Source organism: Streptomyces hokutonensis (assembly GCF_000376565.1).
Taxonomy (GTDB): domain Bacteria; phylum Actinomycetota; class Actinomycetes; order Streptomycetales; family Streptomycetaceae; genus Streptomyces; species Streptomyces hokutonensis.
On record NZ_BARG01000063.1, the window covers coordinates 31,380 to 45,338 of the forward strand.

General features: G+C 69.6%; 13 protein-coding genes. 10 read left to right on the forward strand and 3 right to left on the reverse strand.

Translation table 11 applies throughout. From position 1 onward, the window contains the following. The first annotated feature begins 154 nt into the window (after positions 1–154). Positions 155–745, forward strand: coding sequence for a malonic semialdehyde reductase (locus tag SSP08S_RS37210; protein WP_019072734.1), 591 nt, complete (start codon positions 155–157; stop codon positions 743–745). A gap of 265 nt (positions 746–1,010) precedes the next feature. Next, positions 1,011–1,406, forward strand: coding sequence for a VOC family protein (locus SSP08S_RS37215; RefSeq protein WP_019072735.1), 396 nt, complete (start codon positions 1,011–1,013; stop codon positions 1,404–1,406). Positions 1,407–1,425: 19 nt separating this feature from the next. On the opposite strand, the gene SSP08S_RS37220 is transcribed toward SSP08S_RS37215, so the two are convergent. Beyond that, positions 1,426–1,947, reverse strand: coding sequence for a DUF4245 domain-containing protein (locus tag SSP08S_RS37220; protein WP_019072736.1), 522 nt, complete (start codon positions 1,945–1,947; stop codon positions 1,426–1,428). A gap of 126 nt (positions 1,948–2,073) precedes the next feature. Between SSP08S_RS37220 and glpX the strand changes: the two genes are divergently transcribed. Then, positions 2,074–3,108 carry a class II fructose-bisphosphatase gene (gene glpX / locus SSP08S_RS37225; protein WP_019072737.1) on the forward strand — a complete coding sequence of 345 codons (1,035 nt, stop codon included), beginning with the start codon at positions 2,074–2,076 and terminating at the stop codon, positions 3,106–3,108. An 84-nt stretch (positions 3,109–3,192) separates the two neighbouring features. Here glpX and SSP08S_RS56625 read toward each other — a convergent pair whose 3' ends face one another. Together SSP08S_RS56625 and SSP08S_RS37235 are read right to left on the reverse strand one after the other, a co-directional pair. Continuing rightward, positions 3,193–3,567, reverse strand: a complete 375-nt coding sequence (locus tag SSP08S_RS56625) for a WhiB family transcriptional regulator (RefSeq protein WP_026150672.1) — start codon at positions 3,565–3,567, stop codon at positions 3,193–3,195. 173 nt (positions 3,568–3,740) lie between these two features. Beyond that, positions 3,741–4,457: a DUF1707 SHOCT-like domain-containing protein gene (locus SSP08S_RS37235; RefSeq protein WP_019072738.1), complete on the reverse strand. Its 717-nt coding sequence runs from the start codon at positions 4,455–4,457 to the stop codon at positions 3,741–3,743. 167 nt (positions 4,458–4,624) lie between these two features. Between SSP08S_RS37235 and SSP08S_RS37240 the strand changes: the two genes are divergently transcribed. From SSP08S_RS37240 to SSP08S_RS37270, 7 genes are all read left to right on the forward strand, one after another. After that, positions 4,625–6,292 (forward strand): fumarate hydratase, encoded by a 1,668-nt coding sequence (locus tag SSP08S_RS37240; protein ID WP_019072739.1) that lies wholly within the window; start codon positions 4,625–4,627, stop codon positions 6,290–6,292. Between the two features lie 264 nt (positions 6,293–6,556). Then, a complete protein-coding gene (locus tag SSP08S_RS37245; RefSeq protein ID WP_043259973.1) occupies positions 6,557–6,919 on the forward strand; it encodes an SH3 domain-containing protein in 363 nt (120 codons plus the stop codon). Positions 6,920–7,062: 143 nt separating this feature from the next. Continuing rightward, positions 7,063–7,782, forward strand: coding sequence for a helix-turn-helix domain-containing protein (locus tag SSP08S_RS62040; protein WP_019072741.1), 720 nt, complete (start codon positions 7,063–7,065; stop codon positions 7,780–7,782). Positions 7,783–7,819: 37 nt separating this feature from the next. Further along, positions 7,820–9,205: a class II fumarate hydratase gene (locus tag SSP08S_RS37255; RefSeq protein ID WP_019072742.1), complete on the forward strand. Its 1,386-nt coding sequence runs from the start codon at positions 7,820–7,822 to the stop codon at positions 9,203–9,205. Positions 9,206–9,277: 72 nt separating this feature from the next. Continuing rightward, on the forward strand, positions 9,278–9,970 hold the full coding sequence (gene fomD, locus SSP08S_RS37260) for a cytidylyl-2-hydroxypropylphosphonate hydrolase (RefSeq protein ID WP_235029430.1): 693 nt from the start codon (positions 9,278–9,280) through the stop codon (positions 9,968–9,970). 302 nt (positions 9,971–10,272) lie between these two features. Beyond that, positions 10,273–12,369, forward strand: coding sequence for a SpoIIE family protein phosphatase (locus tag SSP08S_RS37265; RefSeq protein WP_026179160.1), 2,097 nt, complete (start codon positions 10,273–10,275; stop codon positions 12,367–12,369). 97 nt (positions 12,370–12,466) lie between these two features. Next, complete coding sequence (locus SSP08S_RS37270; protein WP_019072745.1) at positions 12,467–13,924, forward strand: catalase; 1,458 nt, start codon at positions 12,467–12,469, stop codon at positions 13,922–13,924. Positions 13,925–13,959 lie beyond the last annotated feature (35 nt).

Here is a 13,959-nt window from a genome sequence, read left to right on the forward strand (position 1 = left end):
GATCGGTAGCGGCAACAGTGGTTCGCTGTGAGGCGGATCACCATGCTCCGGTTTTGGTTGAACATTGAACCTCCCGTCGCGTACGGTCGGTCTCGTCAGCTTAACCGGACCGCGGTCCGGTAATCCGCTTCCGGCCCCCCGAGGAAGTTCTCGCATGTCTCTCGTACTTGACTCCGCCGCCCAGGACCTGCTGTTCCGCGAGGCCCGCACCGCCAACACCTTCACCGACGAGCCCGTGACCGACGAGCAGGTCCAGGCGATCTACGACCTGGTCAAGTACGGTCCGACCTCGATGAACCAGTCGCCGCTGCGCATCACCCTGGTCCGCTCCCCCGAGGCCCGTGAGCGCCTTGTGCAGCACCTCGCCGAGGGCAACCAGAAGAAGACCGCCGCCGCCCCGCTGGTCGCGATCCTCTCCGCGGACAACGAGTTCCACGAGGAACTGCCCACCCTGTTCCCGCACTTCCCGCAGGCCAAGGACGCCGTCTTCGGCGAGCGTTCGGTCCGCGAGGGCAACGCCGCGCTGAACGCCGCCCTCCAGGCCGCGTACTTCATCATCGGCATCCGCGCCGCCGGCCTCGCCGCGGGCCCGATGACCGGCCTCGACTTCGCGGGCGTCCAGAAGGAGTTCCTGGACGACGACCACACCCCGTTCGTCGTCATCAACATCGGCAAGCCGGGCGAGGACGCCTGGTTCCCGCGCTCCCCGCGCCTGGCGTACGACGAGGTCGTCACCACCGTCTGAGACGTGTGACGCGCACAAGGCCCCGGCGCGGACAGGACGTTGTCCGCGCCGGGGCCTTCTGCGTTCGGCGTTGCCGTGACGCTCAGTGGGGCACTAGGGTCCGTCAGGTGACTGCCGGGTCGGCCATGGGCCATTCACGAGTGAGGCACCCGGCCTCGGCGTGAGCACGAGGCGGGCAAGAGCCCCGCCGTTCCTCCTTGTCTTCCCTCCGAGCGCCCGCACGTGGCGCTCTCATCGGACCCAAGACTCGGAGACCCGCCCACACATGTCACTGCCGACCACCGTCCAGCTGAACCACACCGCGGTCTACGCCGTGGACCGCCAACTGTCGGCCGAGTTCCTTGCCGCGATCCTGGGTCTGGAGGTCGGCGCGCCCTTCGGGCCGTTCGTCCCGGTCGACCTGGGCAACGGCGTGACGCTCGACTACTACGAGAAGCGCGACGAGCCGATCCAACCGCAGCACTACGCGTTCCTCGTGCCCGAGGAGCGGTTCGACACGATGATCGGTCGCCTGGAGGCGGTCGGGGTCACCTACTACTCCGACCCGTACCACCAGGATCCCGGCCGCACGAACGAGCTCTTCGGCGGTCGCGGCGCCTACTTCGAGGACCCGGGCGGCCACAACATGGAGATCATGACCACGCCGTACGTCCGGCCGTAGCGCGGGAACACCCGGCGGGCTACTTCGTCTTCAACGCCTGTGCCATCTCGGTCAGTTGGGCGAAGGAGCCCGTGCCCGCCACGACCGTCGTCGAGCCCTTGTCCGCGAGCACGAGGGCGTCGTAGCGGCCGCCGGTGTAGCGGGTCCAGGTGTGGCCGCCGATGGTCTGGGTGGTCTTCGTGGCGGCGCCGCCCTGGCTCGCGGTGTCGATGAAGTCGGCCGGCTTCTGAGTCGACTGCTCTATCTGCACGTACTGACCACCGGGGGCACTGAACCCGAGGTGCCAGGCGTTGAAAGCGGCGCCGTCGTAGCGGACCGAGGTCGCCTTCCAGGTCTTGGGCAGGCCCTCCGGCGCCGCCACCGGGTACGGCGCCGCGCGGCGTGCGGTGAGCAGCTCCACGCGGTAGTCGACCCGCTTGACGTCCGGAGCGTGGTCGCTGTGCGGGATGAAGATGTAGACGATCGCCGCCGCGATCCCGATCAGGCCCAGGGAGAGAATCATGTCCCGGACCGTCTTCTGCTTGCCGTTCGAACCTGCCACGTCCCTATCGTCGCAGGTGCCCTGGTCCGCTCATCCGTGGGGCCCCCTGCTCATTTTGTCTGCCTGGCGATAGAGTCGTGGCCATACCCTCATCCGGCCGTCGTCGTATCAGAAAGGTGCGCTCCGATGACCGAGCATCATCATCTGCCGTCCGAACTCGAAGTCCCCTCCGAGGCCCCCGACCGCAACCTCGCCCTGGAACTCGTCCGGGTGACCGAAGCCGCCGCGATGGCCGCGGGCCGCTGGGTCGGGCGCGGTGACAAGAACGGCGCCGACGGTGCCGCCGTGCGTGCCATGCGGACCCTCGTCTCCACCGTCTCGATGAACGGCGTCGTCGTCATCGGTGAGGGCGAGAAGGACGAGGCGCCGATGCTCTTCAACGGCGAGCGCGTCGGTGACGGGACCGGGCCCGAGTGCGACATCGCCGTCGACCCGATCGACGGGACCACCCTCAACGCCAAGGGCATGCCGAACGCGATCGCCGTGCTGGCCGCCGCGGACCGGGGGTCGATGTTCGACCCCTCCGCCGTGTTCTACATGGACAAGCTGGTCACCGGGCCCGAGGCCGCCGAGTTCGTCGACATCGAGGCGCCGATCTCGGTCAACGTCCGCCGGGTCGCCAAGGCCAAGCGGGTCACGCCCGAGGACGTCACTGTCGTCGTCCTGGACCGGCCGCGGCACGACGGGATCATCAAGGAGATCCGGGAGACCGGTGCGCGGATCAAGCTGATCTCCGACGGGGATGTCGCCGGGTCGATCCTGGCGCTGCGCGAGGGCACCGGCGTCGATCTGCTGCTCGGTGTCGGCGGCACGCCCGAGGGCATCATCTCGGCCTGTGCCGTGAAGTGCCTCGGGGGCGTGATCCAGGGCAAGTTGTGGCCCAAGGACGACGCGGAGCGGCAGCGGGCGCTGGACGCCGGGCACGATCTGGACCGGGTACTCACCACCAACGACCTGGTGTCGGGCGAGAACGTGTTCTTCGTCGCGACCGGGATCACGGACGGGGAGCTGCTGCGGGGCGTGCGCTACCGGTCGGAGACCGCGACCACCGACTCCATCGTGATGCGGTCCAAGTCGGGCACGGTGCGGCGGATCGACTCGGAGCACCGGCTGAGCAAGCTGCGGGCCTACAGCGCGATCGACTTCGACCGGGCCAAGTAGCCACGCCACAGCCAGAACCACGACCACACGGTCGTACGTGAAAGAGGCGCCCCCGGTGCGGTGGGGGCGCCTCTTCTACGTCGGTCAGCCTGCCGCTGCTATGCGGCCCGCCGCCCTCGCCTTCTGGAGTTCCAGGTCGCGGCGGCGGCGCCTGGCCAGGACCACTCGGCGTTCGGCGGCGGTGAGGCCGCCCCAGACGCCGTAGGGCTCGGGTTGGAGGAGGGCGTGTTCGCGGCACTCGACCATGACCGGACAGCGCGCGCAGACGCGCTTGGCGGCGTCCTCGCGGGAGAGTCGGGCGGCGGTGGGTTCCTTGGAGGGTGCGAAGAACAGGCCGGCCTCGTCGCGCCGGCACACCGCTTCGGTGTGCCATGGAGCGTCTTGGTCCCTGTCTCGCGCAGGCACCCGCTGGGCCGGAACAGCAGCTACCTGCAGGGACGAATGCGGCGGTTGCAGCACGGTCTACTCCTGACGACGGCTTCGCGAGCGAGAGACGATGCAGCAAGGCCTACCCGCTGTGCGCGCGCCTATGCACTGAGTTCCGAACCGCTGGTTTCCGTGTGCTTGTGCGCGATGTCAGGGGCGGACCGGCACGGACCGATCAGCTCCACATGTGTCCCGATTCACAACCGTCAACGGTCCAGGTGTTTGCGCAAACCCTTGTCGACCTTGCGCTGGACCCGATCGAGAATGTCCGCGACGAGCTTGCCGCGCTTGGGTTTTGCCTCGATGTTTCCTAGTACGGCCCACCCGTCGACGTAGATCACGGGCGCGTCCGGCTCCAGCGAGTCCAGCGTGTCCACCTCGAAGTTGCCCAGGACACCACCGCCGGTGCCGCGCAGCGACACGTTCTCCGGGACGCGGATCTCCACGTTGCCGAACACCGAGACCGCCTTGATGACGACCTGCTGGTACTCGAAGATCGCCTCGCTGAGGTCGATCTCGACACTGCCGAACACGGCGTACGCGTGCATGCGGCGGCCGGCGCGCCAGCGGCCCTTGCGCATGGCGGAGCTGAACACCGCCACCACGTTCTCGTCGGCCTCGGCCGGGATCGCGCCCTCCGTCGGACGGTTCGGCGCGGGGCTGTACGACGCGGCCGTCGCCCGGTGCCCATGGGCGGCCGGCAGATCCTGGATGAAGACCTCCAGCTCACCGACCGTCTTGGCGCTCAGCACCCCCTCGACCCGCTCGGCGTGCTCGTCGGCGCTCAGCCGCCCCTCGGCCAGGGCGTCGCGCAGGATGTCGGCGATGCGGTCACGGTCGGCGTCCGAGGCGCGCAGCGCGGAGGCGGCGGGCGCGGGCTGCGGGGCCGTGGGCGCGGATGCGGGCTGCTTCTGAAGGTCCACGACAGCAGAGTACCGAAACGCGATAGATCGCGACTAGGGGTGTGGACAACGTCGGCGTGGCGAACTGAGCCTTACCTCACAAGCTCGCTGTCAGCGGCAGGTTCTACGCTGGTGAGCGCCCGCCAGTGTCGGCGGGCGGCCGTCTGTCGAGTGAGGAATGGGCTGCGATGCCTGAGTTCGCGTACACCGATCTGCTCCCCATGGGAGAGGACACCACCCCGTACCGGCTGGTGACCTCCGAGGGTGTCTCCACCTTCGAGGCCGACGGGCGGACGTTCCTCAAGGTCGAGCCCGAGGCGCTGCGCAAGCTCGCGGCCGAGGCGATCCACGACATCCAGCACTATCTGCGGCCGGCCCACCTGGCGCAGCTGCGCCGGATCATCGACGACCCCGAGGCGTCGAACAACGACAAGTTCGTGGCGCTGGACCTCCTGAAGAACGCGAACATCGCGGCGGCCGGTGTGCTGCCCATGTGCCAGGACACCGGCACGGCCATCGTCATGGGCAAGCGCGGGCAGAACGTCCTCACGGAGGGCGGTGACGAGGCCGCGCTGAGCCGCGGCATCTACGACGCCTATCTGAACCTCAACCTGCGGTACTCGCAGATGGCCCCGCTGACCATGTGGGACGAGAAGAACACCGGGTCGAACCTGCCCGCGCAGATCGAGCTGTACGCGACCGACGGCGGCGCCTACAAGTTCCTGTTCATGGCGAAGGGCGGCGGCTCGGCCAACAAGTCGTTCCTCTACCAGGAGACGAAGGCGGTCCTCAACGAGGGCTCCATGATGAAGTTCCTGGAGGAGAAGATCCGTTCGCTGGGTACGGCGGCCTGCCCGCCCTACCACCTGGCGATCGTCGTCGGCGGTACGAGCGCCGAGTACGCGCTGAAGACCGCGAAGTACGCCTCCGCGCACTACCTGGACGAGATCCCGGCCGAGGGTTCGGAGCTGGGCCACGGCTTCCGGGACAAGGACCTGGAGCAGAAGGTCTTCGAGCTGACGCAGAAGATCGGGATCGGGGCGCAGTTCGGCGGCAAGTACTTCTGCCACGACGTGCGGGTCGTCCGGCTTCCCCGGCACGGTGCCTCGTGCCCCGTCGCCATCGCCGTCTCCTGCTCGGCCGACCGGCAGGCCGTCGCGAAGATCACCGCCGAGGGCGTGTTCCTGGAGCAGTTGGAGACCGACCCGGCACGGTTCCTGCCGGAGACGACCGACGAGCATCTCGACGAGGCCTCCGATGTGGTCCGCATCGACCTCAACCAGCCCATGGACGACATCCTCGCCGAGCTGACCAAGTACCCGGTCAAGACCCGGCTCTCGCTCTCCGGGCCGCTCGTCGTGGCGCGTGACATCGCGCACGCCAAGATCAAGGAGCGGCTGGACGCGGGCGAGGAGATGCCGCAGTACCTGAAGGACCACCCGGTGTACTACGCCGGGCCGGCGAAGACCCCCGAGGGCTACGCGTCCGGCTCCTTCGGTCCTACGACGGCCGGGCGCATGGACTCCTACGTGGAGCAGTTCCAGGCGGCGGGCGGGTCCAAGGTGATGCTCGCCAAGGGGAACCGCAGCAAACAGGTCACCGACGCGTGTGACGCGCACGGCGGGTTCTACCTCGGGTCGATCGGTGGGCCCGCGGCCCGGCTCGCGCAGGACTGCATCAAGAAGGTCGAGGTCGTCGAGTACGAGGAGCTCGGCATGGAGGCGGTCTGGAAGATCGAGGTCGAGGACTTCCCGGCGTTCGTCGTCGTCGACGACAAGGGCAACGACTTCTTCCAGAACCCGGCGCCTGAGCCGACGTTCACGCACATTCCGGTGCGGGGGCCTGGGCTGGCGTAGTGCGTGCGGGGTGGCAGGGGGTGGTTTTTCGCCCCCGCCGCCCCTACCCGTCCCGTCCTCCAGGGGCTCCGCCCCCGGACCCCCGGTCGGCCTGGACGGCCTCGTCCTCAAACGCCGGACGGGCTGATTTTGTCCCGCTGCACAGGATGTCGTCCCGCTTTGTCCCAGGGATGAACGGGACGGCATCTTCACCCCTTTCGCCGGAAACGCTCCGTACCGACAGGATCACACCCCGTGATCCCGCTCGACTCGGAGGAACCCCCCATGATCCGACGCACTCTGCGCAACGGTCTTGTGGCCGCGCTCGCAGCCGTCGCTCTCTTCCCCGCGGCAGCCGTCGCCGCCCCGGCCGGCCACTCGGCGCCGCACCCCACCCGGCACCACGTCGCCGCCCACGCCTGGGGCAGTGTCACGACCCGCCACTACACCCGTCTGAACGTGCGCTCGGGCCCCGGCACCGGCTACCGGATCGTCGGGACGCGTCCGGTCGGGCGGGTGCTGCCCATCGTCTGCAAGACGCGCGGTTCCGGTGTCTTCGGCAACCACCGCTGGTACAAGCTCCCGCACCACGAGGGCTACGTCTCCGCGCACTACGTCCGCAACCACAGCGCCGTCCACTGGTGCTGACGCTCGGCTGACCGACTGCGCCACCCGACGGGACGGTCCCGTACGTCCCGTCGGGTGGCGCCAGGTCAACACCCCTTCATAATCCGGCATATTCGGGGCGATCCGGGTGTGGCCCCGCACCGCCCCCGGGAAGGGAAGGCCATGTGACGGTCGAGAGACAGCGGCTCCTGGCGGAACTCCACCTCCTCAAGCGGCGGACCGGGCTGAGCCTGGCCGCGCTGGCCTCCGTCACGCCGTACAGCAAGTCGACCTGGCACCGTTATCTGAACGGCGACCAGTTCCCGCCACGCGCCGCAGTCGAGGCGCTCACCCGGCTCGCGGGAACCGACCCCGGCACGCTGCTCGCCCTGTGGGACACGGCCACCCGGGAGCAGTCCAGGCCCATCCAACCTCCCGTACCGCCCGTACGCCCCCGTCGGCTGCGCGCCCCCGCCCGCGCCCTCGTCGCCCTCGCCGCGATGGCCGCCACCGTGGCGGTCACCGCCGGTGCCGCCGACGTCCTCGACCGCGACACGGACCAGGCGGCCTTCTCCTGCCGTGCCGGTAGCTGTCAGGGGGAGCTGCCGTCCACCGGGACGTGCGCCCGGGACGCCCGTACGGAGAGTGTCGTCGCGCGGGCCGCCCAGGTCGTACGGCTCCGGTACTCGCCGTCCTGCGCGACCGTCTGGTCCGAGGTGCGCACCCGGGTCGGCGGGGCGCGGGAGATCTCGGTCAGGTCGGGGCGGGACGAGCTGTCCGCCGAGTACTCGGGCGACCGCTCGGACGGCTACAGCAGCCCGATGCTGGCCGCCGCCGACCCGCGCGGGGCACAGGCGTGCGCGGAGGTGGCCGGAAAGCCCGTCTGCACGGTCCCGGCCCGCTGACCCGGAACATCCCCGCCCTCCCGGTCGATATACAGGTATGAGCGACTACCGCATCGAGCACGACTCCATGGGCGAGGTACAGGTCCCGGCGGACGCCAAGTGGCGGGCGCAGACGCAGCGTGCCGTCGAGAACTTCCCCATTTCCGGCCAGCGCATCGAGCGTGCCCACATCGAGGCCCTGGCCCGGATCAAGGGGGCCGCCGCCAAGGTGAACGCCGAGCTGGGCGTGCTGGACAAGGACATCGCGGAGGCGATCCAGGAGGCGGCCCGTGAGGTGGCCGGCGGGGCGTGGGACGAGCACTTCCCGATCGACGTGTTCCAGACCGGGTCCGGCACCTCGTCGAACATGAACACCAACGAGGTGATCGCGACCCTCGCGACCGAGCGGCTCGGGCGCGAGGTGCATCCGAACGACCACGTCAACGCCTCTCAGTCGTCCAACGACGTCTTCCCGTCCAGCATCCACATCGCGGCCACCGGTGCCGTCATCCACGACCTCATCCCCGCCCTGGAGCACCTCTCGGGCGCGCTGTCGCGCAAGTCCGTGGAGTTCGCCGACGTGGTGAAGTCCGGGCGGACGCACCTGATGGACGCGACGCCGGTCACGCTGGGGCAGGAGTTCGGCGGGTACGCGGCCCAAGTGCGGTACGGCGTCGAGCGGTTGCAGGCCTCGCTGCCCCGGCTGGCCGAACTGCCGCTCGGCGGGACCGCGGTGGGCACCGGGATCAACACCCCGCCCGGTTTCTCCGCCGCCGTGATCGCGGAGGTCGCCCTGGTCACCGGGCTGCCGCTGACCGAGGCACGTGATCACTTCGAGGCGCAGGGCGCCCGGGACGGGATCGTCGAGACCAGCGGGCAGCTGCGGACCATCGCCGTAGGACTGACGAAGATCGCCAACGATCTGCGGTGGATGGCGTCCGGGCCGCGCACCGGGCTGTCCGAGATCTCGCTGCCGGATCTCCAGCCGGGGTCGTCGATCATGCCCGGCAAGGTCAACCCGGTGATTCCGGAAGCCGTGCTGATGGTCGCCGCGCAGGTCGTGGGCAATGACGCGACCGTCGCCACCGCCGGGGCCGCCGGCAACTTCGAGCTGAACGTCATGCTGCCGGTGATCGCCAAGAACGTGCTCGAGTCCATCCGGCTGCTCGCCAATGTCTCGCGGCTGCTCGCCGACCGGACCGTGGACGGGATCGTCGCGCACCGGGAGCGCGCGCGTGAGTACGCGGAGTCGTCGCCGTCCGTCGTCACCCCGCTGAACAAGTACATCGGGTACGAGGAGGCCGCCAAGGTGGCCAAGAAGGCACTGGCGGAACGGAAGACGATCCGCCAAGTCGTGCTGGAGAACGGCTATGTGGAGCGGGGCGATCTGACCGTCGTCCAGCTCGACGAAGCCCTCGATGTCCTGCGGATGACGCGTCCGTAACCAATTGTCGCCATGGCGTGAACCGTGACGCGCGCCGCAGCGTCGTATGCCCGGGGCACCTAATATCTGTTCATGGCAGACGGTGGAGCGGTGAGAGCGGTGGAAGCGGGTACGTCTACGGCCTTCTGGGCGCCCGGGAGTCAGATCCTGTGGCGTTATCGGGAGAACGCCGGACCGCGCTTCCACATCGCCCGCCCCGTCACGGTCGTGCGCGACGACGAGGAGCTGCTCGCCGTCTGGATGGCGCCCGGCACCGAGTGCGTGAAGCCGGTGCTCGCGGATGGGACGTCCGTGCACGGGGAACCGCTGGAGACCCGGTACACCAAGCCGCGCACGGTTCAGTTGGACCGCTGGTTCGGGACGGGCGTGCTGAAGCTGGCGCGGCCCGGTGAGCCGTGGTCGGTGTGGCTGTTCTGGGAGCCGGGATGGCGGTTCAAGAACTGGTACGTGAACCTTGAGGAACCGCTGGCCCGTTGGGCCGGCGGGGTCGACTCCGAGGACCACTTCCTGGACATCACCGTGGATCCGGACCGGAGTTGGGAATGGCGTGACGAGGACGAGTTCGCGCAGGCCCAGCGGGACGGACTGATGGATCCCCAACTCGCCGAGCGGGTACGGAAAGCGGGCTGGTCGGCGGTGGAAGTGATCCGCGCCTGGGGCTCCCCGTTCGCGGACGGCTGGCAGCACTGGCGCCCGGATCCGTCCTGGGCTGTACCTTCACTTCCGGAGGACTGGGACCGCACCCCCGCGCACATGTCCACATGAGACCCTTGATGCGCCCCCGGTGCGCAACCGTAGGATCGTCCTCCGCAAGGGCACCGCGACAACTCCCGGCGCATGCACCGGGACTGACCAGATGTCACCGAGGGGCGGCAGGACGTGAGCGAGGGGTACGAGGGCAACACCGGCGACACCGGTCCTGAGGGCCGCCGGTCCACCGGTGGCACAGGAACAGCCTCTGACCACGCGGGAATTCCGTTCCTGGGGCACGTATTCCGGGTATCGGCATTTCGGCGGGACGAACCGTACGTACAGCGTGCGGTCCCGGACGGACGGATTCGACACGCGTGACGGAGCACCCCACCTCCTTCGAGCGCCCACAGGGCGCCGACCCCACGGACCCCCGTGGGGCGCTTCTGCGTACCTCGACGCCGCCGCCCAGGCCGTCCGGTGCCCCGGCCTTACCGGCTCAGGCACGCACCGGTGAGCCGTCCTCGGCGCCGGGTACGAGCACGTCCCGCGCCAAGGGGAAGGACCCGGCAGGTACCCCTGTGAAGCCCGACACCGCAGGTGGCTCCGAGCACTCCCAGCCCTCGGCCGCCGAACCCGACGCCCACCGCCCGCGTCCCGCGCCCGAGTCCATCCCGGCCCAGCCGGGGGTCGGCGAGGTCCCCGACGCCGCCGCCAAGGAGCGCCGTACGGGCCAGGGGCTGCCTCCGGGCGGTCCCATGCCGATGCGGCGGGACGGGGACCGGCTGCGCTTCGTGGGCGCCGCGACCCGGCGGATCGCGCGCGGCATCGACCTGGACGAGATCGTGATGGGGCTGTGCCGGGCGACCGTGCCGACCTTCTCGGACGCGATCCTGGTCTATCTGCGCGACCCGCTGCCCGTCGGCGACGAGCGGCCCACGGGTCCCGTCGTGCTGCGGTTGCGCCGCACCGACCGGATCCCGGAGGAGCGGGACACGGAGAACGGCTTCATGCCCGCGCTCCAGCCCGAGCAGCCGTCCGAACTCTCGGCGGTCACCGCCGAGTTGTGCGAGGTCAGGCCCGGCGGCGCGCTGAACGAGGTGCTGCGGGGCGTACGTCCCGTCTTCGCCGACTCCCCGGCCGCCCGCGCCGCGCTGCCCGAACTGCTCGGCGAGGGCGGCGAGTTGATCGTCCCGGCCGGACAGCGCGCGATCCTCGCACCGCTGCGCGGCCGGCGCCGGGTGATCGGCGCGGCGCTCTTCCTGCGCCGCCCCGAGCGCATGGCGTTCGAGGCCGACGACCTCCTGGTCGCCGCCCAGCTCGCCACGCACAGCGCCCTGGGCATCGACAAGGCGGTGCTCTACGGCCGTGAGGCGTACATCGCCGACGAGCTGCAGCGCACCATGCTCCCCGAGACCCTGCCGCGCCCCACCGGCGTGCGGCTGGCCTCGCGCTACCTTCCGGCCGCCGAGACGGCCCGGGTGGGCGGCGACTGGTACGACGCGATCCCGCTGCCCGGCAGCCGGGTCGCCCTGGTCGTCGGCGACGTCATGGGGCATTCCATGACATCGGCCGCGATCATGGGCCAACTCCGCACCACCGCACAGACGTTGGCGGGCCTGGACCTGCCCCCGCAGGAGGTCCTGCACCACCTCGACGAACAGGCCCAGCGGCTGGGCACCGACCGCATGGCGACCTGCCTCTACGCGGTCTACGACCCGGTCTCGCACCGCATCACCATCGCCAACGCGGGCCATCCGCCGCCGGTGCTGCTGCACCTCGGCGGCCGGGCCGAGGTACTGCGGGTGCCGCCCGGCGCCCCGATCGGGGTCGGCGGCGTCGACTTCGAGGCCGTGGAGCTGGACGCGCCCGCCGGGGCGACGCTGCTCCTGTACACGGACGGGCTGGTCGAGTCGCGTCTCAGGGACGTCTGGACCGGGATAGAGCAGCTGCGCGAGAAGCTGGCCGCGGTCGCGCAGCTCACCGGGCCGGACCATCCGCCGCCCCTGGAAGCCCTGTGCGACGAGGTGCTCGACATGCTCGGCCCGGGCGACCGGGACGACGACATCGCGCTGCTCGCCGCCCGCTTCGACGGGATCGCGCCGAGCGACGTGGCGTACTGGTTCCTCGATCCGGAGGACTCGGCGCCCGGCCAGGCCCGTCGGCTGGCCCGGCGGGCGCTGGCCCGCTGGGGCATGGAGGACATGAGCGACTCGGTGGAGCTGCTGGTCAGCGAGGTGGTGACGAACGCCGTGCGGTACGCCTCGCGGCCGGTCACGCTCCGGCTGCTGCGGACCGACGTGCTGCGCTGCGAGGTCGGCGACGACGTGCCCCAGCTGCCCAGGCTGCGGCAGGCGCGGGCCACGGACGAGGGCGGACGAGGGCTCTACCTGGTCAACAAACTGGCCCGTCGGTGGGGAGCGACCCGGCTCAGCACCGGAAAGGTGGTCTGGTTCGAACTGAACCGGAATTAGACCTCGTCCAAAAGTTGCCGAGGTACCAGCGTGGGAGTTGACTGCTGGGGTACGCGAAGCGAAAGCGACCTACTTTCTTCCGAACAGGAGGACGCTCGTGACGCAGGCACCCCAGCACACTCCGTACACCACGAACAACGTCGGCATCCCGGTGGAGAGCGACGAACACTCGCTCACCGTCGGACCCGACGGCCCGATCCTGCTCCAGGACCACTACCTCATCGAGAAGATGGCCCAGTTCAACCGGGAGCGGGTCCCCGAGCGGGTGGTCCACGCCAAGGGCAGCGGCGCGTACGGCTTCTTCGAAGTCACCAACGACGTCAGCCAGTTCACCAAGGCGGATCTCTTCCAGCCCGGCAAACGCACCGAGATGCTGGCGCGGTTCTCCACCGTGGCCGGTGAGCAGGGCTCGCCCGACACCTGGCGCGACCCGCGCGGCTTCGCCCTCAAGTTCTATACGGAACACGGCAATTACGACATGGTGGGCAACAACACACCGGTCTTCTTCGTCCGGGACACCATCAAGTTCCAGGACTTCATCCGCTCGCAGAAACGCCACCCGGCGACCGGGCTGCGCAGCAACGACATGCAGTGGGACTTCTGGACCCTCTCCCCCGAGTCGGCGCACCAGGTGACCTGGCTGATGGGCGACCGGGGCATCCCGAAGACGTACCGCCACATGAACGGCTACAGCTCCCACACCTACATGTGGATCAACGGCGCCGGTGAGCGGTTCTGGGTGAAGTACCACTTCAAGACCGACCAGGGCATCGAGTACCTCACCCAGGCCGAGGCCGACGAACTGGCCGGGTCCGACGGCGACAAGCACCGCCGGGACCTCTACGAGTCGATCGAGTCCGGGAACGCGCCGAGCTGGAGCCTGAAGGTCCAGATCATGCCGTTCGAGGACGCGGCGGACTACCGCTTCAACCCCTTCGACCTCACCAAGGTCTGGCCGCACGGGGACTATCCGCTGATCGACGTCGGCCGCATGACCCTGAACCGCAACCCGGACGACTACTTCGTCCACATCGAGCAGGCCGCCTTCGAGCCCTCGAACCTGGTCCCGGGCATCGGCCCCTCCCCGGACAAGATGCTGCTGGGCCGGCTGTTCTCCTACCCGGACACCCACCGGTACCGGATCGGCCCCAACTACGCCCAGCTGCCGCCGAATCGACCGCACTCGCAGGTCAACTCCTATGCCAAGGACGGCCCGATGCGGTACGAGGCGTCCAACGCGGCCCGGCCGTACGCCCCGAACTCCTACGGCGGACCGGCCGCGGACTACGCGCGGTTCGGCGACCCGGCGAGCTGGCAGACCGCCGGTGAACTGGTCCGCGAGACAACGAAGTTGCACCGCGAGGACGACGACTTCGGCCAGGCCGGCACGATGGTCCGCGAGGTCCTGGACGACGCGGCCCGCGACCGGCTGGTGTCGAACGTCACCGGCCACCTCAAGGCCGACGTGTCCCGCTCGGTCCTCGACCGTGCCCTGCTCTACTGGCGACACGTGGACAAGGCACTCGGCGACCGGATCGCCGCGAACTTCGAGTAGCGGTACGCGCAAAGGGCGCCCGGCGATGTGCCGGG

Excerpts from the sequence above, each read along its gene's own strand:
- SSP08S_RS37210 (WP_019072734.1), top strand. The coding sequence starts at position 155 with ATGTCTCTCGTACTTGACTCCGCCGCCCAGGACCTGCTGTTCCGCGAG.
- SSP08S_RS37215 (WP_019072735.1), top strand. The coding sequence starts at position 1,011 with ATGTCACTGCCGACCACCGTCCAGCTGAACCACACCGCGGTCTACGCC.
- glpX (WP_019072737.1), top strand. The coding sequence starts at position 2,074 with ATGACCGAGCATCATCATCTGCCGTCCGAACTCGAAGTCCCCTCCGAG.
- SSP08S_RS37240 (WP_019072739.1), top strand. The coding sequence starts at position 4,625 with ATGCCTGAGTTCGCGTACACCGATCTGCTCCCCATGGGAGAGGACACC.
- SSP08S_RS37245 (WP_043259973.1), top strand. The coding sequence starts at position 6,557 with ATGATCCGACGCACTCTGCGCAACGGTCTTGTGGCCGCGCTCGCAGCC.
- SSP08S_RS37255 (WP_019072742.1), top strand. The coding sequence starts at position 7,820 with ATGAGCGACTACCGCATCGAGCACGACTCCATGGGCGAGGTACAGGTC.
- fomD (WP_235029430.1), top strand. The coding sequence starts at position 9,278 with ATGGCAGACGGTGGAGCGGTGAGAGCGGTGGAAGCGGGTACGTCTACG.